This is a genomic window from Pseudomonas sp. ICMP 561 (genome assembly GCF_002699985.1).
GTDB lineage: Bacteria > Pseudomonadota > Gammaproteobacteria > Pseudomonadales > Pseudomonadaceae > Aquipseudomonas > Aquipseudomonas quasicaspiana.
Window position 1 is genome coordinate 307,828 of sequence record NZ_LKBT01000012.1, and the last position, 20,186, is coordinate 328,013.

General features: G+C 54.7%; 22 protein-coding genes, 1 tRNA gene and 3 pseudogenes. 14 read left to right on the forward strand and 12 right to left on the reverse strand.

Annotated elements, in window-relative coordinates; all coding sequences use genetic code 11:
* Positions 1 to 377 precede the first annotated feature (377 nt).
* From AO242_RS11670 to AO242_RS11685, 4 genes are all read left to right on the forward strand, one after another.
* The gene (locus AO242_RS11670; protein WP_099268790.1) at positions 378 to 2,636 is read left to right on the forward strand and encodes an ATP-binding protein; all 2,259 of its coding nucleotides are present in this window, start codon (positions 378 to 380) and stop codon (positions 2,634 to 2,636) included.
* A gap of 33 nt (positions 2,637 to 2,669) precedes the next feature.
* Complete coding sequence (locus tag AO242_RS11675; protein ID WP_373562213.1) at positions 2,670 to 3,212, forward strand: cupin domain-containing protein; 543 nt, start codon at positions 2,670 to 2,672, stop codon at positions 3,210 to 3,212.
* 171 nt (positions 3,213 to 3,383) lie between these two features.
* Entirely contained in the window at positions 3,384 to 4,268 is an 885-nt protein-coding gene (locus tag AO242_RS11680) for a DMT family transporter (RefSeq protein ID WP_027899063.1), read from the forward strand.
* Between the two features lie 127 nt (positions 4,269 to 4,395).
* On the forward strand, positions 4,396 to 5,829 hold the full coding sequence (locus tag AO242_RS11685) for an NAD-dependent succinate-semialdehyde dehydrogenase (protein WP_099268791.1): 1,434 nt from the start codon (positions 4,396 to 4,398) through the stop codon (positions 5,827 to 5,829).
* A 73-nt stretch (positions 5,830 to 5,902) separates the two neighbouring features.
* Here the strand turns inward: AO242_RS11685 and pbpG are convergent, their stop codons facing one another.
* Positions 5,903 to 6,838: a D-alanyl-D-alanine endopeptidase gene (gene pbpG / locus AO242_RS11690; protein ID WP_099268792.1), complete on the reverse strand. Its 936-nt coding sequence runs from the start codon at positions 6,836 to 6,838 to the stop codon at positions 5,903 to 5,905.
* A 248-nt stretch (positions 6,839 to 7,086) separates the two neighbouring features.
* On the opposite strand from pbpG, the gene AO242_RS11695 reads away from it, so the two are divergent.
* A complete protein-coding gene (locus AO242_RS11695) occupies positions 7,087 to 7,647 on the forward strand; it encodes a hypothetical protein (RefSeq protein WP_027899066.1) in 561 nt (186 codons plus the stop codon).
* Between the two features lie 147 nt (positions 7,648 to 7,794).
* On the opposite strand, the gene AO242_RS11700 is transcribed toward AO242_RS11695, so the two are convergent.
* From AO242_RS11700 to AO242_RS11710, 3 genes are all read right to left on the reverse strand, one after another.
* A complete protein-coding gene (locus AO242_RS11700) occupies positions 7,795 to 7,977 on the reverse strand; it encodes a hypothetical protein (RefSeq protein ID WP_027899067.1) in 183 nt (60 codons plus the stop codon).
* Between the two features lie 118 nt (positions 7,978 to 8,095).
* Positions 8,096 to 8,290 (reverse strand): hypothetical protein, encoded by a 195-nt coding sequence (locus AO242_RS11705; protein ID WP_099268793.1) that lies wholly within the window; start codon positions 8,288 to 8,290, stop codon positions 8,096 to 8,098.
* A gap of 193 nt (positions 8,291 to 8,483) precedes the next feature.
* Positions 8,484 to 8,849: a hypothetical protein gene (locus AO242_RS11710; RefSeq protein WP_027899069.1), complete on the reverse strand. Its 366-nt coding sequence runs from the start codon at positions 8,847 to 8,849 to the stop codon at positions 8,484 to 8,486.
* A 227-nt stretch (positions 8,850 to 9,076) separates the two neighbouring features.
* On the opposite strand from AO242_RS11710, the pseudogene AO242_RS11715 reads away from it, so the two are divergent.
* Positions 9,077 to 9,891, forward strand: a pseudogene (locus AO242_RS11715) (shikimate 5-dehydrogenase).
* A gap of 39 nt (positions 9,892 to 9,930) precedes the next feature.
* Here the strand turns inward: AO242_RS11715 and AO242_RS11720 are convergent.
* Positions 9,931 to 10,596: a YceH family protein gene (locus AO242_RS11720; protein ID WP_099268794.1), complete on the reverse strand. Its 666-nt coding sequence runs from the start codon at positions 10,594 to 10,596 to the stop codon at positions 9,931 to 9,933.
* A 154-nt stretch (positions 10,597 to 10,750) separates the two neighbouring features.
* On the opposite strand from AO242_RS11720, the gene AO242_RS11725 reads away from it, so the two are divergent.
* Positions 10,751 to 11,260, forward strand: a complete 510-nt coding sequence (locus tag AO242_RS11725) for a DUF1993 domain-containing protein (RefSeq protein WP_099268795.1) — start codon at positions 10,751 to 10,753, stop codon at positions 11,258 to 11,260.
* 11 nt (positions 11,261 to 11,271) lie between these two features.
* Here AO242_RS11725 and nhaR read toward each other — a convergent pair whose 3' ends face one another.
* A complete protein-coding gene (gene nhaR, locus AO242_RS11730; protein ID WP_099268796.1) occupies positions 11,272 to 12,174 on the reverse strand; it encodes a transcriptional activator NhaR in 903 nt (300 codons plus the stop codon).
* A gap of 130 nt (positions 12,175 to 12,304) precedes the next feature.
* Here nhaR and AO242_RS11735 point away from each other — a divergent pair, with 130 nt between their 5' ends.
* Together AO242_RS11735 and AO242_RS11740 are read left to right on the forward strand one after the other, a co-directional pair.
* On the forward strand, positions 12,305 to 12,541 hold the full coding sequence (locus AO242_RS11735) for a hypothetical protein (protein ID WP_027899074.1): 237 nt from the start codon (positions 12,305 to 12,307) through the stop codon (positions 12,539 to 12,541).
* A 32-nt stretch (positions 12,542 to 12,573) separates the two neighbouring features.
* A complete protein-coding gene (locus tag AO242_RS11740) occupies positions 12,574 to 13,335 on the forward strand; it encodes a TerC family protein (protein WP_027899075.1) in 762 nt (253 codons plus the stop codon).
* Positions 13,336 to 13,415: 80 nt separating this feature from the next.
* Here AO242_RS11740 and AO242_RS11745 read toward each other — a convergent pair whose 3' ends face one another.
* Positions 13,416 to 13,598, reverse strand: coding sequence for a hypothetical protein (locus tag AO242_RS11745; RefSeq protein ID WP_099268797.1), 183 nt, complete (start codon positions 13,596 to 13,598; stop codon positions 13,416 to 13,418).
* A 221-nt stretch (positions 13,599 to 13,819) separates the two neighbouring features.
* Here AO242_RS11745 and AO242_RS11750 point away from each other — a divergent pair, with 221 nt between their 5' ends.
* Positions 13,820 to 14,506 carry a peptidase C39 family protein gene (locus AO242_RS11750; RefSeq protein ID WP_099268798.1) on the forward strand — a complete coding sequence of 229 codons (687 nt, stop codon included), beginning with the start codon at positions 13,820 to 13,822 and terminating at the stop codon, positions 14,504 to 14,506.
* 39 nt (positions 14,507 to 14,545) lie between these two features.
* Here the strand turns inward: AO242_RS11750 and AO242_RS11755 are convergent, their stop codons facing one another.
* A complete protein-coding gene (locus AO242_RS11755) occupies positions 14,546 to 15,829 on the reverse strand; it encodes an NAD(P)/FAD-dependent oxidoreductase (RefSeq protein ID WP_099268799.1) in 1,284 nt (427 codons plus the stop codon).
* Positions 15,830 to 16,016: 187 nt separating this feature from the next.
* On the opposite strand from AO242_RS11755, the gene AO242_RS11760 reads away from it, so the two are divergent.
* A tRNA-Val gene (locus tag AO242_RS11760) sits at positions 16,017 to 16,093 on the forward strand.
* A gap of 118 nt (positions 16,094 to 16,211) precedes the next feature.
* Here AO242_RS11760 and AO242_RS11765 read toward each other — a convergent pair.
* From AO242_RS11765 to AO242_RS11780, 3 genes and pseudogenes are all read right to left on the reverse strand, one after another.
* On the reverse strand, positions 16,212 to 16,568 hold the full coding sequence (locus AO242_RS11765) for a tyrosine-type recombinase/integrase (RefSeq protein WP_257153418.1): 357 nt from the start codon (positions 16,566 to 16,568) through the stop codon (positions 16,212 to 16,214).
* 295 nt (positions 16,569 to 16,863) lie between these two features.
* Positions 16,864 to 16,992: pseudogene (locus AO242_RS11775) on the reverse strand (transposase domain-containing protein); the annotation flags it as partial.
* Positions 16,993 to 17,326: 334 nt separating this feature from the next.
* Positions 17,327 to 17,614, reverse strand: coding sequence for a helix-turn-helix domain-containing protein (locus AO242_RS11780; protein WP_099268800.1), 288 nt, complete (start codon positions 17,612 to 17,614; stop codon positions 17,327 to 17,329).
* A 313-nt stretch (positions 17,615 to 17,927) separates the two neighbouring features.
* On the opposite strand from AO242_RS11780, the gene AO242_RS11785 reads away from it, so the two are divergent.
* Positions 17,928 to 18,980: a hypothetical protein gene (locus AO242_RS11785; RefSeq protein ID WP_141562209.1), complete on the forward strand. Its 1,053-nt coding sequence runs from the start codon at positions 17,928 to 17,930 to the stop codon at positions 18,978 to 18,980.
* 68 nt (positions 18,981 to 19,048) lie between these two features.
* Here the strand turns inward: AO242_RS11785 and AO242_RS29685 are convergent.
* Positions 19,049 to 19,263 (reverse strand): annotated as a pseudogene (locus tag AO242_RS29685) (sel1 repeat family protein); the annotation flags it as partial.
* 56 nt (positions 19,264 to 19,319) lie between these two features.
* Here AO242_RS29685 and AO242_RS29400 point away from each other — a divergent pair.
* Together AO242_RS29400 and AO242_RS11800 are read left to right on the forward strand one after the other, a co-directional pair.
* Positions 19,320 to 19,778, forward strand: coding sequence for a hypothetical protein (locus AO242_RS29400; RefSeq protein WP_176560609.1), 459 nt, complete (start codon positions 19,320 to 19,322; stop codon positions 19,776 to 19,778).
* 11 nt (positions 19,779 to 19,789) lie between these two features.
* The gene (locus tag AO242_RS11800) at positions 19,790 to 20,008 is read left to right on the forward strand and encodes a hypothetical protein (RefSeq protein ID WP_027899079.1); all 219 of its coding nucleotides are present in this window, start codon (positions 19,790 to 19,792) and stop codon (positions 20,006 to 20,008) included.
* Positions 20,009 to 20,186: the final 178 nt, after the last annotated feature.

Genomic DNA, 20,186 nt, shown 5'->3' on the forward strand with positions numbered 1-20,186 from the left:
TCTCTCCATACGGCAATCAACACCCTCATGTGCGGGCATTTCGCAGACTTTTCTGGCTCAGCGCAGGGGCGGTCCACATTAGCGTCCACTCCAACGCTAAGGTTTTTGAACATGTCATCGAGGCTCTGTAAAAATTACAGCCGTCCGTATTGCAGTAATTACACGTCAGTGGAAAAACATTCATCGAGCATGAAAAGTGGATCCAGTGATGAATGTTGGCAGGTGTGGCTTGTCGGGTCTGATTAATTACCGGTCGGCATCAAGAGCGAAAAGCTAATTTCTACACGACGTTCATATTAAGATCAGGCGGGCCGATAACGCCGTATTTGCTACCTTTGTTCATGTTGCTTGCGTGTGAGGCGGGCGGAGATTTTGTGATGATTGTTGACGACGGTGATGTCTTTGATCGGTTGCTGGCCAACTGTGATCATGAGCCTATCCAGATTCCGGGGGCTATTCAGCCTCACGGTGTGTTGCTGGCTGTCAATGAGAGCACCTGGATTGTGCAGCAAATCAGTGCAAATGCTGATGTGCTTTTCGGTCGTGCCGCATCGGAACTGGCCGGTCAGGAACTCGACGTCGTATTGGGCAATGAGCAGGCGCAGGAAATACGCAGTGCAGCGGCTGCCAGCTCGCTGGATGAGGTGAACCCACTCTCTCTGGCCTATGGCGGAAAGTGGGTGGATTGCACCATGCATCGTCACGATGGGGTGTTGATGCTGGAGATTGAAAATCCCGGCGAACTCACCTCGGCCAGCATGCAACATCTGGATCGCGGCCTGGGCAGGACCTTGCGTCGTTTGCAAGGCGCAAAGTCTCTCGCAGAACTTTACGAAATAAGTGTCCGCGAGATTCAGGCGATGACCGGCTATGAGCGGGTGCTGATTTATCGTTTCGAGGAGGAAGGGCACGGTCAGGTCATTGCCGAAGCTTCAAGTCCGGGAATGGACACCTACAACGGTCTGTTTTTTCCGGCGTCCGACATTCCGAGCCAGGCCCGGGAGTTATACCGTCTCAACTGGCTACGCATCATTCCTGACGCTCAATATATGCCCGTGCCACTGGTCCCGTTACTGCGCCCGGACACATTACTGCCACTGGACATGACTCATTCGTTGCTGCGCAGTGTTTCGCCGATTCATTGCCAATACATGAAGAACATGGGCGTGCAGTCCTCAATGAGTATTTCGCTGCTCAAGGACGATCGCCTGTGGGGCTTGATCAGTTGCGGAAATCGTACGCCCCTGCTGGTGCCGCACGGCCTGCGTGCAGCTTGCCAGAGTATTGGTCAGGTACTGTCGATGCAGATCAGCGCGCTTGAGGAAGCCGGAATTGCCCAGCAGCGGCAGAAGAAAGAGGTCATGCTCGCTGAGCTTGTACAAACCATGCGCCTGGCACCGCAGCAGGATGTGTTGGAGGCGTTGGCGCAAAATCCTGAGCGGTTGATGGCGCTGACCGGCGCATCAGGCATTGCGGTACTGGTTGAAGATCGCTTGCATACCTGGGGGGCGTGCCCGGGCGATGAACAAATCCAGACGCTTTACGCTTGGGTTAAACAGCAGCCTGTCGGCATTTATGAGTCAGCCAGCCTGAGTGCAGACTTTCCCGATGCGCATGAATATCAGGATGTCGCGAGTGGGTTGCTGAGTTTCACTTTACCCAAGCCGGTGGACAATGCGGTGCTTTGGTTTCGTCCCGAGGTCAAGGAAAGTGTCAACTGGAGCGGTGACCCCAGCAAGCCTATGGAGCTTTCGCAAACCGAAGGCGGCAACCGACTCCAGCCGCGCAAGTCGTTTGAAATCTGGAAAGAACAGGTCAATGGCAAGGCGCATCGATGGAGCGCTGGCGACCTGTTCGCCGCAGCCGATTTGCGGCGCTCAGCGCTGGAAACGGACCTGGCTCGTCAAGTGTTGCGAGAGCAGGACGCGGTTCGCGCGCGGGACGAGCTGGTTGCGGTGGTCTCTCATGACCTGCGCAGCCCAATGACGGTCATTGTCATGCAGTGCGGCATGATGCAGCGATTGATAGGCGCCGATAGTGGCCCCTCATCAAAGCGTGTCAACTCTGCTATCGATACCATGCAGCGGGCGACGACGCGGATGACGAATTTGTTGGAGGACTTGCTGGATACGTCGAAGATCGAAGCGGGTCGCTACTCCATCGCGTCTCAGCCGATGGATGTCAGCCAGATACTCGAAGAGGGATATTCACTTCTCGCGCCGTTGGCGCTGAACAAGTTTATCGAGCTGAGCTTTGTCTCTGAGCCAGACCTGCAGATTTCTGCCGATCCGGAACGGTTATTTCAGGTGTTGTCCAATCTGGTTGGCAATGCCATCAAGTTCACCCCAAGGGAAGGCCGCGTCGGGGTCAGCGCCGTAAAAGAGGGGGGGTACGTCAGGTTCTGCGTCGCTGATACGGGGGCGGGTATTGCTCAGGAGCACCTGCCTCATGTCTTTGAGCGTTATTGGCGAACCAGGCAAGGCAATCCGAGTGGTACTGGCTTGGGGCTGTACATCTCGATGGGCATCATCAAGGCCCATGGTGGCGATCTATGGGTTAGCAGCCAGTTGGGCCAGGGAAGCGAGTTCAGCTTCACGGTGCCATTGGTTGCCTCTCAAACATGTCCGCTTGTCTGACTCTGGCAATATCGGTGATCGGCAGGAGTCGACATGGATTATCCCATCCGGCAAGGAGTAGCCATCATGGTTTCACGCGCACCCGAGCAGCTGTTTTTTGAAGAGGACCGAGAGGTCCCTAACAGTCGATTGCCGGTGTTGGTGTACCGGGGAATATCGTTTGAAAGCCCCGACACGGCTGCCGGGTTCGAACGTCTCTTTACCCATAATCATTGGCCAGCGTTATGGCGTGACGTGATTTTTGATTATCACCACTATCATTCCACAGCCCATGAAGTCCTCGGGGTTGCCAGCGGCGCGGCGCGGGTGATGCTTGGTGGCAAGCGCGGGCAGGAAGTCACGATAGCGTCAGGAGATGTTCTGGTATTGCCTGCTGGCACCGGTCACTGTTGCCTAGAGCGAAGTGACGATTTTCTGGTAGTGGGCGGCTACCCGTCCAATCAGAGCCAGTACGACATCCAGCGCGCCGACCACGCTGCATTGAGTGCATCCCGGCAGCGTATTTCCGAGGTTCCTTTGCCTGCGGCCGATCCGCTTTCCGGAGCGAGAGGCGCCTTGTTACGGATCTGGACTTGAGTGTCCCGATCGGACCGGCCAGTCAGTTAATTTCGTTATTAGCCGCGGCATTGTTTGGATTACCGGGGCGGCTTCTATATTCTTTCCTTCATACGCTATTCAGGGATATCGGATGCGCTGTCGTTCGGCATCTGAATAGGCGACTGTTTTCTGCCATGCCAAGGAAACTAGATGAGTACCGTCAGCACGCCACTATCCGGCGTCAACCAGCCACTCAAGGGCATCGCGCTCATTGTTCTGGCCACATTTCTGTTTTCAAGTCACGACACCATTTCCAAATACCTGTCCGGGTTTTATCCGATCTTCATGGTCGTTTGGGTCCGCTATGTAGTGCATACGCTACTGATGGCCGGGATTTTCATGCCTTCGGCAGGCCTGCGGGTGCTGCGTACCAAGCGCTTGAAGCTGCAAATAATGCGTGCGCTGTGCCTGTTGGGCACCAGTTTGTTGTTCACCACCGGATTGATGTACATCCCGCTGGCTGAGGCAACCGCCGTCAACTTTCTTGCACCACTGTTGATTACCGCCCTGTCAGTGCCGCTGCTGGGAGAGCATGTCACGCGTAAACAATGGGCAGCAGTGCTCGTGGGCTTTGTTGGCGTGCTGATCATTGTGCACCCCGGCGGAGAGCTGTTTACTCCAGCCAGCCTGCTACCTCTGGGATCTGCGACGTTATTTGCTTCCTATCAACTGCTCACCCGAATGGTCAGCGCGCATGACAGCCCGACCACCAGCAATTTCTTTGCAGGGTTGTTCAACAGCCTGGTCATGACCGCACTCCTGCCGTTTTTCTGGACTGCGCCGGAACTCAAGCATCTGCCGTTCATGCTGGCGCTGGGAGCGTGCGGGATGGTTGCTCACTTGCTGCTGACTCAGGCTTTTCGTTATGCCGCGCCCGCGATGCTGGCGCCGTTCAGCTACTGCCAGATCGTGTTTGCAGGTTTGTTGGGTTACCTGGTGTTTGGTCATGCGCCCTCGCTGACTGCGCAACTGGGCATCGCCGTCATCTGCCTGAGTGGGCTTGCTGCGGCCTGGCAGCAACGAACCAGGGCTTGATGGATTCGGACTCTTCCGAAAAGCGATGGGGTGAAATGCCTTGATATACACCATCGCGCCCCCATTGAACTCGTAGCGCTTTTGAAAAGCACATTTCTTGTCTTGCGAATGCAACTGGAGAATCGCTATGTATCCTGATGTTCAGCTCTTTATCGACGGTCAATGGCGTGCAGGCCAGGATGGTCGCACCCAGCCAGTCATTGATCCCGCTACCGGCCAGCAACTGGGCACTGTTGCACACGCCAGCATTGCTGACCTCGATGAAGCACTGGCGGCCACCGAGCGTGGTTTCGCGACATGGCGCAAGACCTCCGCCTACGATCGCTACAAAACGATGCAAAAAGCCGCGCATTTATTGCGTGAGCGCGCAGATTCCATTGCCCGGATCATGACGCAGGAGCAGGGTAAACCGTTGGCCGAAGCCCGCGCTGAAGTACTGTCGGGTGCGGACGTAATCGAGTGGCTGGCCGAGGAGGGGCGTCGCAGTTATGGCCGTCTGGTTCCTTCCCGCGGCGCAGACGTCGAGCAGAAAGTCGTCAAAGAACCTGTAGGACCAGTCGCGGCGTTCACGCCGTGGAATTTCCCGATCAACCAGATCGTGCGCAAATTGTCTTCCGCGCTGGCGGCAGGCTGCTCGATCATCATCAAGGCTCCGGAAGAAACCCCGGCATCACCTGCTGAATTGATCCGCGCTTTCGCAGATGCCGGCGTGCCAGCCGGTGTCATTGGTCTGGTGTACGGAAACCCCGCAGAAATTTCCTCATACCTGATTGCTCACCCGGTCATTCGCAAAGTGACATTCACCGGCTCGACTCCGGTTGGCAAGCAGCTCGCCGCGCTTGCCGGGCAGCACATGAAGCGCGCAACGATGGAGTTGGGCGGTCATGCACCGGCGCTGGTTTTTGACGATGCGGATGTCGACCTCGCCGCGCGCGTGCTGGCAACTGCCAAGTTCCGCAACGCCGGTCAGGTCTGTGTGTCGCCGACCCGGATTCTGGTTCAGCGCGGTGTATACGAAGCGTTTATCGAGAAATTCGTTGGGCTGACCCGGGAAATCAAGGTCGGTAACGGCCTCGATTCGACGGTAACCATGGGGCCGGTCGCCAATGATCGTCGTATTCCGGCGCTGGTTGCATTGGTCGATGACGCTAAAGCTTCAGGTGCAACGCTTAACGCAGGCGGGAAAGCTATCGAGGGGCCTGGCTACTTCTTCGAACCGACTGTGCTCAGTGGTCTGACCCCTGAAATGCGCATCATGAACGAAGAGCCGTTTGGTCCTGTTGCCCTGGTGGTGCCGTTCGATACCGTGGAGGAGGCGATTGCCGAATCCAATCGAGTGCCATTTGGTCTGGCTTCGTATGCCTTTACCACATCGATGAAGACTGCTCACGCGCTGAGCACTGGCATTGAAGCGGGCATGCTTTCAATCAACCATCAGGGCATCGGCTTGCCGGAAGTCCCGTTCGGTGGCATCAAGGATTCAGGCTACGGCTCTGAGGGTGGTACCGAGGCAATCGAGGCTTACCTGAACACCAAGCTGGTGACTCAGTTCAACCTCTAAGCGCTTGGCTACAACAAAAAGGCCGCCAGTTCCATGAGGAGCTGGCGGCCTTTTTACGTGTGATTTCGACGGGTCACTCGGTAGCTTGTAGCCCTTGCTGCTTCATCACCAGATTCTTTTCTTTCTTGTACTGCAACGCGACGGCGGGCGGCGGATTGCTTTTGCCTGTCTCCATCCATTGGCGTATGCGACTTGCATCTGCAAAGTGAGTGTATTTGCCGAATGCATCAAGGATCACCATCGCGACAGGACGATTGGCCATGCTGGTCAGCAGGACCAGGCAGTGCCCAGCCTGATTGGTAAAGCCGGTCTTGGTCAGCTTGATATCCCAGTTGGATTTACGAACCAGGTGGTCAGTGTTACTGAAGCCCAGGCTGTAGGTTGGCTTGCGGAACGTGACGGTTTTTTCCGGCGTGGTGCTCAGCTCGCTGAGGGCCGGATATTTACGCGAAGCGAGCAGCAGTTTGGTCAGGTCGCGCGCAGTAGAAACGTTGTAGATCGAGAGACCGGTCGGCTCGACATACACCGTATGTTTCATCCCCAGTGCCTTGGCTTTGGCATTCATTGCCAGAATAAACGCTGCATAGCCGCCCGGATAACTATGGGCCAGACTTGCAGCCGCGCGGTTCTCGGAAGACATCAAGGTGATCAGTAGCATTTCACGGCGGGGTAGTTCGCTGCCCAGTTTGACTCGCGAGAACACGCCTTTCATTTCTGGCGTTTGCGAGATATTGACCGGGATGACTTCATCCATGGACTGTTTGGCGTCCAGTACAACCATTGCCGTCATGAGCTTGGTCACAGAGGCGATGGGTACGATGACGTCTGGATTGCTGGAATACAAAACTTTATCGGTCTGCAGGTCAACGAGCATTGCGCTGCCGGATGCCAGATGAAGTAGAGAAGGATCACGATTAAGTGGGGCAGGGTCGTTCGCGGAGACACTGGTAGAAAGTGCCGGGCCTGCAAGTGCAAATAAAAGGCCCAAAATATGAAGACGAATTTTCAAGAGCGAGGCTCACTAAGAGTGGAGTGTGGCATTCACACGGGGTAGAGAAACTGCTCGGCATTTTATGAGTAGGCCTGACCACTGTCGATGGTTGTTGTAGGGAGTTTCACTAATAAATGTAAGATTTAAGTTTTGCCCCAGCGGTTGAAAAATCGTCCTCGGTAACAATAGTCATGGTATCCAGCGCCCGCACCGATTAGCATTCCATGCCATCGATAGCTGCCAATACAGGCCGAAGGAGTCGCGTAATGCCCAAAGGGTTTATCAGCAAGGATTACGTTGTTTTAGTGATAGTTGCCGGTGCAATAGCGGTTCTGTTGATGGGTGCAGGTTTCTTCTCGCGGCCCGCAGACTGGGTGGGCTGGGTCCAGGCAACAGGCTTGATTATTGGCATGATGGTCGCCGTTGCCGTTCCTGGCATCCAGCGTAGTCAGGAAGCTGCAGTGCAGCGCAAAGCCATGCGCGACGGGCAGATTGGGTACGCCAGACGCATGCAGTATCTGTGTGGAGAGCTCAGCGAGTTGCTGGGCAAAATCAATCTGAGCCTGAATCACCTGCGTGCTACCGACCGGCATCGCATGAAGTATGTTCTGGAGAACTATCTGCACCGCCTGTTCGAGTCCCACAAGCATGACCTCAATGACGACCGCGTGGTGATTGCCTACGAGTTGCGTCAGGTCGCGAGTGACCTTATCGACGAGCTGGAAAGTGGTCGTTCGGATCGGGTGGTGTTCATGAGTATGGAAAAGCGCCTGCAGAAACTGGCCCACCGTTGTCAGGTCAATGCTGCAATGGCTGAGCGTCTCTGATATCGGCAGGATATAGAGACGTAAAAAAAGCCCGCATCAGGGGACCAATGCGGGCAAGAGGGTGTGCGGAGCAACGCACAATTCAGAGAGTTTCAGCCGGTCGAACTACCAGCCTGGCGCCGGGCCGGGCTGTGATGAGGATGTCTGTTAGCTGTTTAGCTGGCGGTCTTCGAACAGTTCAGAGCGTGCCTGAGCAGCATTCAACGATGCAAACGGGCCGCTGACGGGCTCACCGTTGTGCACCAGATACCAACAGGCCAGCAGACCTTGGGCTCTAAGCGCCTGGGGAACTGCGCTGCCTACCACGGACATGATTTTGAGTGTGCTCATAAGTGCCTCCAACAATCTATGGCGCTACTCTACGGGGTCACTGGACACAGCAGAAATCAACGCTCTCGATAGTGGACATTGATGAACAGAAGGCCGACGCAATGTTTGCCAATACGGTTCAGTCGACGACCTGATCCAGCATGGCGATCACTTCTTCTTCAGACAGCATGCCTTTTTCAACCAGATTCTGCGCCATCAGCGCAACAAACTTCGCGGTGCGGTGGCCTTCCAGGCTCTTGAGTTCAGTCAAAGCGCTGTAGACCTTGTTCGACGTACAGAGTCCGAATGTTCGGTGTGGGTTCTGTGTCGGCATATTGAATTCCTTATTGTTATGACGAACTGAGCGGTGAGGTCGGTGAAGAGTTATACGCTGGCTCGTGGTTAGAGAATGGACTGTTAGCAGGCTATCGTCTTTGATCAACCAAACTTGAGTTTTACTGAAGTCGTTACCTTTCCACTGGCGAAAAAAAGCCCCGCCGGGTGAGGGCGGGGCTGTTTATCAATGATTACCAGCGGCCGCGGTCGTAATAGCCGCGCGGTGGGCCGTAATAAACGGGTGGAGGGCCGTAATAGCCAGGCGGTGGACCATATACGCGCACTGGTGGTGGCGCTACAACCTGATAGGCCGGCTGATAATAGACTGGCTGCGGCGGAGCCTGAACATACACGGGTTGTTGAACATAGACCGGCTGCTGCTCGACATAGACCGTTCTGTCGCGACCGGACGATACCGCAGCGCCGACCACGCCACCTACGATTGCACCCACAACTGCCGGGCCCGCCCAGCCACGGCCGCCGCCATGGGCATTCGCCTGGCCGGCCATGGCCAGAGCAGCTAACAACAAGGCAACCTTGGGGATTTGACGAATCATGACTGTTCCTCACTTTCAACCCGTTGTCGCGAGCCTGCGTCACTCTCAAGCACTGCCACGGGATAACTCTTAAGACAGCGCTTTGCGGAAAAACTGCGAAGCCGCTGAGTAAATTTTGTGTAAGGTACTTTTGTATAAAGAACCGGGCGACTTTCATCGCGTCGCGTTACGGTGCAGATATTACGCCTTCCCGCGAGGCTTTTACTAATACCGTTCAGGAGAAAAGCATGCCTGTCATCCCTGACAAGGAAACTGTTCTGTGTATGTCCCTCGCCGCAAGACCAGGCAACTTCGGCGTTCGTTTTCATAACTACCTTTATCAGCAGTTGGGTCTGAATTTCTATTACAAGGCTTTCAGCCCTTCGGACCTGCCGGCCGCAATCGCAGGAATGCGCTCACTGGGAATTCGCGGCTGCGCTGTCTCTATGCCGTTCAAGGAAGCAAGCATCCCGTTGATTGACGAAATGGATCCCTCTGCGGCTGCCATTGCATCGGTCAATACCATTGTTAATACCGCGGGCCATTTGAAGGCCTACAACACTGACTATATTGCCGTTGCTCAATTGATGGACAGCCGAGCCGTCCCACGCGCTGCGTTCGCCTTGCGTGGCAGTGGCGGGATGGCCAAAGCTGTAGCGTTCGCCATGCGTGAATCGGGCTTACTGATGGCGTCATTATTGCCCGCAACGAAGAAGCCGGTCGGGCGTTGGCGCAATCCTGCGGCCTGCGTTGGCAGGCAGCTCTGGGGGATGAGCGGCCGCCATTACTGGTCAATGTCACGCCGTTAGGCATGATCGGTGCTCAGGCCGATGAGCTTGCGTTCAGCCTTGACGCCATCGACGCGGCAGATACGGTGTTCGACGTCGTGGCCAACCCGGTGAATACACCGCTAGTCGAAGCTGCGCGCGCCAGAAAAAAGCGAGTCATCAGCGGCGATGAAGTGGCGGCGATTCAGGCGCTGGAGCAATTTGTGCTGTACACCGGGGTGCGTCCAGGTGACGAGTTGTTTCAGCAAGCTGCCGCGTTCGCCCGGGCGGGATGAGGGTAATATCCTGCCCGGGTGGGGCCTGGCGGGGAGGGGTTATTCGAGCTTAGCCAGACGCTCTTCGAGTGCCGCAACGCGCGCCTCAAGTTCATCCAGGCGCTCGGTGCTAGCGTTGCTAGCTGAAGAGGCGCGTTCTGGCTGGCTTTGCCGGGCTGCGAGGATTTCCTGCAGATCATCAGCATTGCCCAGCGTATGCATGTAACGGTCTTCGCGCTGTCCTGACTGGCGTGGCAGCAGAATCGCCAGCCCTCTGGCAATCAGTCGTTCCAATTGATGGACGACTTGCTCGCTGTCTTCGAAGTCATGCATCCGGTTGCTACGGGTCAGCAGTTCGTTGACCGTCTGTGGGCCGCGCAACAGCAAAAGCCCGGTCAGAATCACTTGGGCGGGGACCAACTCCAGGGTTTTATCGACGCGCTGTTCCCAGCGATCGGCACGACTGCCCATGACCAGCCGAACCAGGCCGCGGCCTTCCAGTGCGCGCAGGCTTTGGCCAACCGGGCCGGGGTTAAGGTTCATTACAGGATCGCGGCTGGTTTTCTGGTTGCAGGCAGTGACCAGCGCGTTGAGGGTAAGCGGATAGGTCTCCGGGCTGGTAGCCTGCTTTTCGATCAGACAGCCCAGAATGCGCACCTCGGTGCTGCTCAGATTTAGCGCATCGGGTTGTTCGGCAGGACTGTTCGAGGACTGTTCTGTGGACATGGCTCTTTCCGTAGGCGATGGCGGGAAGACAGCCTAGGGTGTGCGGGGGATTATTTCCAGCGCAACGATCAGTCGGCGGATGTCAGTTGAAAACAGCCACAGCGCGCTTGGCCACACATGCCTATAATCAGGCACTTTCTTATAAGGAACTGTCATGACTATTTCTCTGTACTCCGCTTCTGTCCCGGTTTTCCAGCAGATGCTTAACGCTTTGAGCCAGATCCTGACTAAAGCCGAAGCGCACGCCACGCAGAAAAATATCCAGCCTGAAGCGCTGCTGCAGGCACGTCTGTATCCAGACATGCTGAACTTCACTCGTCAGATTCAGATCGCTGTGGATTTCGCCAAAGGCGCATCGGCACGTCTGGCTCAGGTCGAAATGCCCAAGTACGACGACACTGAAACCAGCTTCGCTGAGCTTCAGGCGCTACTGGCGAAGACTCTGGACTTCATCGGCAGCATCAAGCCAGAGCAGATCGACGGTAACGAAGAAATTGAAATCGTTCTTCGCCCGGGCACCCCTAAAGAGAAGCGCTTTACCGGCCAGACTTACCTGTTGAGCTACAGCCTGCCGCAGTTCTTCTTCCACGTGACCACCGCCTACGACCTGCTGCGCCACAATGGCATTGAAATCGGCAAGCGCGATTTCATGGGCACTGTTTAAGTCTTTACGTCCTAGACCGCGTCGGTGAACAGCTTCTGTCGGGCGCCCTCGGTAATCGCAACGATGCCGGGGTGCTTGACCTTTCGCTCCACCGAAATGGCATAAAACGACTCGGTCACGGCATCTGTCTGGCCGAGTAGCTGCACGCCATACTGCGCCTGCACTTCATCGGCAATGACGCTCGGGGCGACGAATATCCCGCTGCCGGATTTGCCGAAGGCTTTCATCAGTGCGCTGTCGTCGAACTCTCCAACTATTCTCGGCTGAACCTTCAACTCTGCAAACCAACGCATGAGTCGACTGCGCACTACGGTTTCCTGCCCGGGAATCAGCAGCGGTGCACCCTGCATGCCGAAGGGGAAGTCTTGTCCATAGCGCTCAAAAAGCTCTGCAGTGGCGAAGAAGCTGATCCCGCATTCACCCAGCTTCTGGCTGTAGCCTTTGATGTCCAGATGAGGAGGCATCGGACTGTCGGAGATCACCAGGTCCAGTCGTTGAATCGCCAGGTCTGCCAACAACCGCTCTAGTTTGTCTTCCCGGCAGGTGATGCGCATCGGTTCGCTCAGCTCCATGGTCGGTGCGATCAGCCTGTAGACAATGGACTTGGGTACAACGTCGGCGACGCCAACACGGAACAATATCTGCGGCTCATCCGGCTGCGCTCGCAAGATAGACTCCAGCTCGTTACCAAGCTGAAACATCTGTTCGGCATAGGGCAGGGTGAGACGACCGGCTTCGGTGAGCTCCAGCTGTCGACCTACACGCTGAAACAGGTCAACGCCCAAGGACTGCTCCAACAGGCTGATCTGACCGCTGATAGTTTGGGCCGTGAGGTTTAACTGGTCGCAGGCGCGCACGATGCTGCCGGTTTTAGCGACCACCCAGAAATAATGCAGCTGTCGGTAGTTGAGCATTGAAATTTCTCAGTTCGGTATTGCCGAAGTATACCGCTTAAAAATACGAATTTTCCTGATGGTTCGATCTCTCTAGAATGCTGGCCTATCGCCGGAGCAGTAAAAACCGGTTAAATTTTCGAGGCTTCAGATGATTAAACCTCTCTATGCTGCATTACTGGCTGTACCGTTGTTAGTGTTGGCGGGCTGTGACCAGATTGAAAGTTCCAGTAAACAACTGCTGAACACTGCAACTGATTCAGCCAAACAGGCCATCGACGATACTCACAAAGCCGCAACAAAAGCTCTGGATGATGCCAAGCAGGACTTGTCCATGGCTGAGCCCAAGGCAGAGCAGAAAGACGAAGAAAGCAAGAAAGAAATCTGACCTTTATCACTGACTGAATCAGGGCAATACATATGGAATACCTGTTAGAACTCGCTTCAAGCCCCGCTGCATGGATTGCCTTGGCCACTCTGGTTGTCATGGAAGTCGTACTGGGCATCGATAACCTGATTTTCATCTCCATTCTGACCAACAAGCTTCCCGCTCACCAGCAGCTGAAGGCGCGTCGCCTGGGTATCGGTATGGCGCTGTTCCTGCGTCTGGGCTTGCTCAGCACCGTCGCGTGGATTGTGCAGCTCACCGAGCCGGTGATTGAAATTCTGGGGCAGGTGTTCTCCTGGAAAGACATGATCCTGATTGCAGGTGGTCTGTTTCTGGTCTGGAAAGCCACGACCGAGATTCACCATAGTGTCGATATCAAGACTGAAGAAGAGAAGAAGCTGGACACCACTATTACCCTCAGTATGGGTGCCGCGATCAGTCAGATTCTGATCCTGGACCTGGTGTTCTCCATCGACAGTATCATCACCGCTGTCGGCATGACCGAACACTTGCCGATCATGATCATCGCTGTGGTATCTGCCGTGATCGTGATGTTGGTGGCCGCTGAGCCTTTGGCCAAGTTCATCAACGACAACCCGAGCGTCGTGATGCTGGCGCTGGGCTTCCTGATCATGATCGGTATGACGTTGATCGCAGAAGGCTTCGGTGCTCATGTGCCTAAAGGTTACATCTACGCGGCAATGGCGTTCTCTGCCTTCATCGAAATCCTGAACATGATGTCCCGCAAGTCGAAGCTCAAGAAAGAGGCGGCCGCTCAGGCATCAAAAGCCTGATAGCCGTTGGCGACACCTGATAGCTGAAAAGCAAACGGCCGGTATGAAGACTATTCATACCGGCCGTTTTTTTTGCATGCTCAGTGGGCCGGTGCGTGTGGGCGGCCCTTGATCGACTTCAGCGGTTTTGTTAACACGGCTGGTGCGTTCGGTGCGCTGCGTTGATGGTGACGACGGGCAATCCGCATCACACCCCACAGCATGGCAGTGGCCACGGCCAGCCATGCGGAGATCAGCATCACGATTGTCATTTCCAGGCTCATACGTCCTCCACGGACCCTGCTTTTTCATCTACGGTCCTGATAATCGACAGTCTAGTCCGTGGCATGTTTCCGTTAGTTGACCAGTGGTCGAACTTCATGACTAATTTGATCTATGCACGTCTTTGCATTGTGCATTGAGGCTATACCCCGACCCCGGCGCGTCCTATTATCTGGTCCGAGCCGGACCGTGGGTTGTCCGGCGCTTGTTGAAGTGAGTGAAAATGTCGCCGGTTTCTCTTTTTTTTCGTACAGCTGGCCTTAAGCGTCTCGGAATACTCGTTGCCGTTGTATTGACTCTTGGCGGTTGTGCCTCGGCTCTAGCGCCTGAAATCAAACGCCTGCCGGACCGCGTAGAACTCAATAATGTGCCGTTCTTCCGCGGTAATGCCTATCAAAGTGGGCCCGGTGCACTGGCGAGCATGCTGTCCTACCAACGCGTGCAGATAACCCCTGGCTTACTGGATAAATCGTTGCGGTTGCCCGGTGGCGAAGCCCGACTTGAGCAGAACATGCAGCAAGCCGCGCGACAGTACGGCTTTCTGGTTTACCCGCTGGACTCGGGTCTTGCGTCGCTACTGACTCAGGTGTCAGCAGGCTACCCGGTCATGGTGCGTTTCGCAGAAGGCGCGGTGTTTACCGAGCCCCGTTACGGCGTGCTGGTGGGCTACAACCGAATCAAGCAAACAGTCCTGCTTCACGCGGGCATGAATCGACACTTACTGATGAGTTTCAGCAGTTTTACGTCGGCCTGGGAAAAGGCGGGGAGTTGGGCTGTGCTGATTCAAAGTCCGCGTCAATTGCCCGCCAATCTGGATGAGCAACGCTGGTCGAAGGCAGCCAATGATCTGGCTCAGGCGGGGCAGGAGCAAGCGGCTGGTGAAGCGCTGAAGACACTCAAAGCCCGTTGAGTCTGCAGAGCGGCGCCTCGTCTGGCGCCGCCCTTGCAATCAAAAGCCGAATTTGTCTCTGAGGCTGTAGTACCAGGCACCCAACGCGGTGAGCGGCGTGCGTAGCAGTTGTCCGCCGGGGAAGGGGTAGTGCGGCAGTCCGGCAAAAGCGTCAAAACGCTCGGCTTGTCCACGTAAAGCCTCAGCGAGCACTTTGCCCGCGAGATGGGTGTACGTCACACCGTGGCCGCTGCAGCCTTGGGAGTAATAGATGTTGTCACCCAAGCGTCCGACCTGCGGCAGTCGCGACAGGGTCAGCAGAAAATTGCCTGTCCATGCGTAATCAATCTTCACGTTCTTGAGTTGCGGGAACGCCTTGAGCATTTTCGGACGAATGATTGCTTCGATGTTCGCCGGATCGCGGGCGCCATATACCACGCCGCCGCCGAAGATCAGGCGTTTGTCCGCAGACAGTCGGTAGTAGTCCAGCAAGTAGTTACAGTCTTCGACGCAGTAATCCTGAGGTAGCAGCGTTCTGGCCAGCTCTTCATTCAGCGGCTCGGTGGTAATCACCTGAGTGCCGCAAGGCATCGACTTGGCGGCCAGCTCCGGCACCAGGTTGCCCAGATAGGCATTCCCGGCGACGATCACAAAGCGTGCTTTGACCCTGCCTGATTCAGTATGAACAACCGGATTGGCCCCACGATCAATCCGTACGGCAGCAGACTGTTCATAGATAACGCCACCCAGCGATTCCACGGCAGCCGCTTCGCCCAATGCCAGATTAAGCGGGTGGATATGGCCGCCGCTCATGTCGAGCATGCCGCCAATGTACTGATCAGAAGCAACCACTTCGCCCATACGACGCTTGTCCAGCAACTCAAGCTGGGTGTGACCATAGCGTTCCCATAGACGTTTCTGGGCTTCCAGATGACCCATCTGCTTGTCGGTGATGGCGGCAAATACTCCGCCGTCCTTCAGGTCGCACTGGATCTGATATTTAGCGATACGCTCGCGGATAATGGCACCGCCCTCGAACGCCATTTGCCCAAGCAACTGGGCCTGCCGAGGGTCGACAGTGCGTTCGATGACATCAATATCGCGGCTATAGCTGTTGACGATCTGCCCGCCATTACGCCCTGAAGCCCCAAAGCCGACTTTTGCGGCTTCCAGCACTGTCACCTTGAAGCCGTGCTCAAGCAGAAACATGGCGCTGGACAGGCCTGTATAGCCTGCACCAATGATACAAACGTCAGTTTCCACATCACCCTGCAACTGCGGGCGTTCCGGAACTGGATTCGCCGAAGCCGCGTAATAGGACTGCGGATAAGGAGTGTTCGCCATCCTACAACCTCCGTTTAATATTTTTTACGAATGGCCCGATCCTACCCGAGATCAAATATCTCCACCAGCCAGCGGCCAAACAAAGAAGGGAAAACAGGGAAGGCAAAAAAATTTGCATATTCATGGAGTTAGCGCGAAAAAAGGTGTTGACACACATTTGAATATCCGTAGAATGCCGACCCACAGCAGGCGCGTAGCTCAGTTGGTTAGAGCACCACCTTGACATGGTGGGGGTCGCTGGTTCGAGTCCAGTCGCGCCTACCAAACAAAATCCGGTCCTGCTGCCGGTACAGAAGGGTCCACCGAGAGGTGGGCCCTTTTTTGTTGCCCGTTTCAAAAATCGATTTGCAAAACTTTTGCAAAACTTTTGCAAAACCCCCACTCAGAATGCCAATTCGGCACCCACCTCGACGTACTCGATTTTCTTCTCGTCATGCCCCTCCTGATAATGTCGCGTCATCTTCTCGTCTGCATGCCCCAGCAGTGCCTGAATGTACTCTTGCGGGAATTTCTGCTGCTCGTATAGCCAGGCACCCAAAGCGCGGATCTCGTGAAAAGTGGGGCGCTCACCAGCCGCGACATGGTCGTAAGCGTGCGCAGCGTCGCTGGCCTTGCTGAATTCCTTGGTCAGGTAGTCAGGCGTTACCGATGTCCAGTGGTCCTTTGCTTCAATCTGCTCGCGCCTGCGGGACCGTGGCTTGTAGTGGATCAGGTATGGCGAGGCTATCGGCGACCGCAAACACTCCCCGAATGGACTTTCGGAAGTCAGCGGGCTTGGGGTACAAATACACTTTTTCGACTTTGGCATCGGGTCGCATCATGGCGAGCTGGCTCCTGAGGAAATAGGGAGCACAGCATCAGGGATCAGAGGGCGGCTTTGAATGTGGGGTTCATGTAGCGCTTACAATCGACGGGCAAGGGCGATTATTTCGGAATACACACGAAGTGACAGCCGAACAGCTATGACAGAGACTTCAGGTGGTTATTCTGTAAGCGCTCCATGAACCCCACCTAGCCAAAGATGGGTGGCGCGTTTACGAATACAATTGAGGCGTGCAGTTCCACGACAGCAAGGCTTCGTGATCTTCAACCGACGTCGCCAGTGGCAGCCGTTCTAATGCGTGGAGCAGCCATGCATAGGGCTCATGGCCGTTGGCTTTAGCCATATCGGCCTTTGTGCTGGTCGAAGATTGAGCAAATTCTGGTCTTCAGTACCGCGTACTTATCAATGGATTGCTGCACTTTTTGTTGATAGTAAAACGTGCTTCGGGCCAGGCCCGCCACTTTCAGAAGGCGTTCCAGAGGGTGCTCCCGCTTCAGTTCGATCACGATTTATGCTTTCTTCGCTGCGCTGCACGTTACTTCGCTTGAACCACGGCATCGAGCTTTTTTAAATAAGCTATCTCCATCCGAAACTCGTTTAAATCACTCAGCAAATCATCTCGCATACGGCTTCGTCACCCGAAGATTCAAGCGGAATGGATGGCACGGGTTTAGTCATTTTTTATGAAGTCCGCTTCCTGGCTGCCGGGACAAGGCCTCCAAACCGCCTTCATCATACCGACGTTTGCACTGGCCAAGAATATCGAATCTCGGGATATTAAACAGGGCAGCGGCTTGGCGATAGGACAGTTTGTCTTCGCGCATGCGTTGCAAAACACTCAACTTGAACGCAGCGCTGTTATGGATCTTCTTCTTAGCCGTGATGCACGTGATACCTGGCGTCTGGTAACCCAAAACCCATTGGCGAAGCGATGAAAAATTTACGATATGACGACGCGCCACATCTCTCAGCCCCCCGTTGCCGGAGCAACAGTCATATACTGCCGCGAGCTTCGCCTGCTCTGTGTATTCTCATACCCCCTTATGTTGATGTCCAACATTTGGGGGCAGATCAATTTAACTGCACACCATGTCTTGGCTTTGCGGGGCTGAGTAGATGACTTGGCCGGATGGTTACGCTCAATGCATCATAAACTCTTTCCATACCTCAGTGCGTGCTAAACTCTGCTCTTGCAATCGCCTATATTTCCGTTAAGGAATGTGAATTTATCCTTCACGCGAGAGAGTGTTTTATATGAGAGTGTGGACGGTATTAATGCTTGTGGTTTTTTCAGGTGAGCTTTCAGCAATGGACTTGTCGAGCTCGCTGGAGGACTTCAATCATATGCCACCCTGGAACCAGACCATCCATAGTGATGATCCTGATTTGACCAGTCGCTTCACAGGCAAAAAGTTCATCTGTACTAAGGTCGAAGATCATACTCCGCAAGAAAACGAGATGGCTGCTCGTGCCTTTGATGAATTCATGACGTACTCCCTGATCGGGGAGAAGGACGAGAATTTCTGGTCAGAGATTGCTCATCGTCAGCTCCGGGTAAAGTTGCTCGAAGCCGCTGTCAAGGCGGGTAGTTGGCGGGGTGACTATGTCGATGCCCTTTGGTCATCAAAGTTTGAAAGAAAGCCTGAAGTGCTTGCGGAACTCTCCGAACGGGTGCGCCATTTGGCAGCCACGGTACCCATGGCCATGTATCGATACGGTAAGTCTCTCTGGCCTTACCAGAACAGCGACATGTACTACCTTATGGATGCGGCGATTGACCGGGGCAGTCCTCATGCAATGACCTACGTGAGCGGTAACATTCTCGTTCGCTCCAATGAGTTGCGTCCGCTCGCAAAGGCTATGCTGGAGTGTGCTGCCAGCCAAGGGCATACAGAAGCTTATGATGGGCTTGGGACGCTGGCGGATATGGAGGGCCGCCGACTGGATGCTTATCGTTTATGGGCAAAAGGCGTCAATGAAGGATGCGAAAAATGTATTGCGAAAATGGAAATGATCAAGCTAGCACGCGCCAATACTCCTGCGAAGCTAGAGGCTAAGAGGCAGTTGCTTGAAAAATTACAGTTGGCGGATCCGTCCAGTGCTGAAAAGTATAGAGAGGAATTGCAGTATCTGAATTTTCAGGATATTCAGATGCAAATTCCAGAACTTGAGCAACTAAAAAAATTCTATTCAGATAATTTTCTATATCAAGTAACGGAGCTTCCCGAGTCGAGGCTGCGTCCTTCAGGTGATCTGATTTTTTATCCGAGCGACGCTGAGTTGCTATTGTTATTGCAGGTGGAAGCAGGGCTCGTTGGCGAGCGCTAACACGCCTTGACGATGGTTTTCAAAGCGCTTGATCTAGTAGACGCACATCCAACGGTTGTCACAACATGGGCGTCTGCACTGCCTTCATTCGCTGCTTTGCGGAAGTACGCTGAGACATGCTTTCATCCTGCTGCAGACCAGCCGCACCGTGTTCAAGGTAGGCTGCGATGATTTAGCAACCCGCCGCCACCTTTGCATCGATAAGTTGCTGGCTGAGGCGCAATCGCTGGTCACCACTCAGCTTGAACTGACCACGCATGGCACCGTTCTGTAGGTTGATGTTGGTTATTCTGAAATCTGACGGCGGAGCTCGTCGCATTCCTGCCTGAGATAGTCGTTTTGGGCGGAAATGCGCTGAAGGGTGTTGATCTTTGCCCAATCCTCTCCCGCCTGGCGGAGGCAATCGGATATTCGCGTATTCGCTGCGTTCAACTGTACCCGCAACGTATCTCGTTCGCGGGAAACCTCGGCGTGCATCTCAACAAGTGTTGCGACGTGCTCTCTGCTGAGATCAAGCATGCGCTGGACTTCGGCGATCTGACCACAAAGCATGTAGGACTGATGTATCCAGCTCTTCAAGATAGCGCGCAGTCATTTTCTCAGTTGCTCAATAGCAGTTGGGCGTCTTTTTTTCGTAGGCATAACGAATCCTCACTCGCCGATCGCCGACAGGCTGTGAATAAATTGGTGGGGCAGTGGAGGTGCTTAACATTTCGAGCCGGATTTTATATTTTTACCGTTCGTCAGAACCCGAGCACTATCAAGGAGATGGCTAGTCGATTGAATGCCAATAATTAAAAGGGATTTTTATGAACGCCAATTATTTCGACACAACCAATGCACATGATCTGGTGTGCGAGCTCGACAAAGCCACTGAAATAATGATGGCGCTGCACGTCGGGCAGGTTGGTGGTGAGCAGTGGAGGGATGCATGCTCGCGTCAGCAGAGCGCTTTTCGGGTATGGCGTGAATATCTCTACCGGAAGGCTGAAGAGAAGCCGCCAGCGCGGTTGCTTAGCATAGGCTGAGGTCGTTGATGGACGCACTGTCATAGTGCTCGCCAGGCTGACATGGCATCATCGGTTTGAGCTCGACGACCCAGAACCATGGACTGGAATTCCAGGCATCGACGCTCTTTATCGAATCCCACAATTCCTCGAAAGCTTTGGCTGCAGACTTTTTACAGACTTACCTTCGTCTGAACCC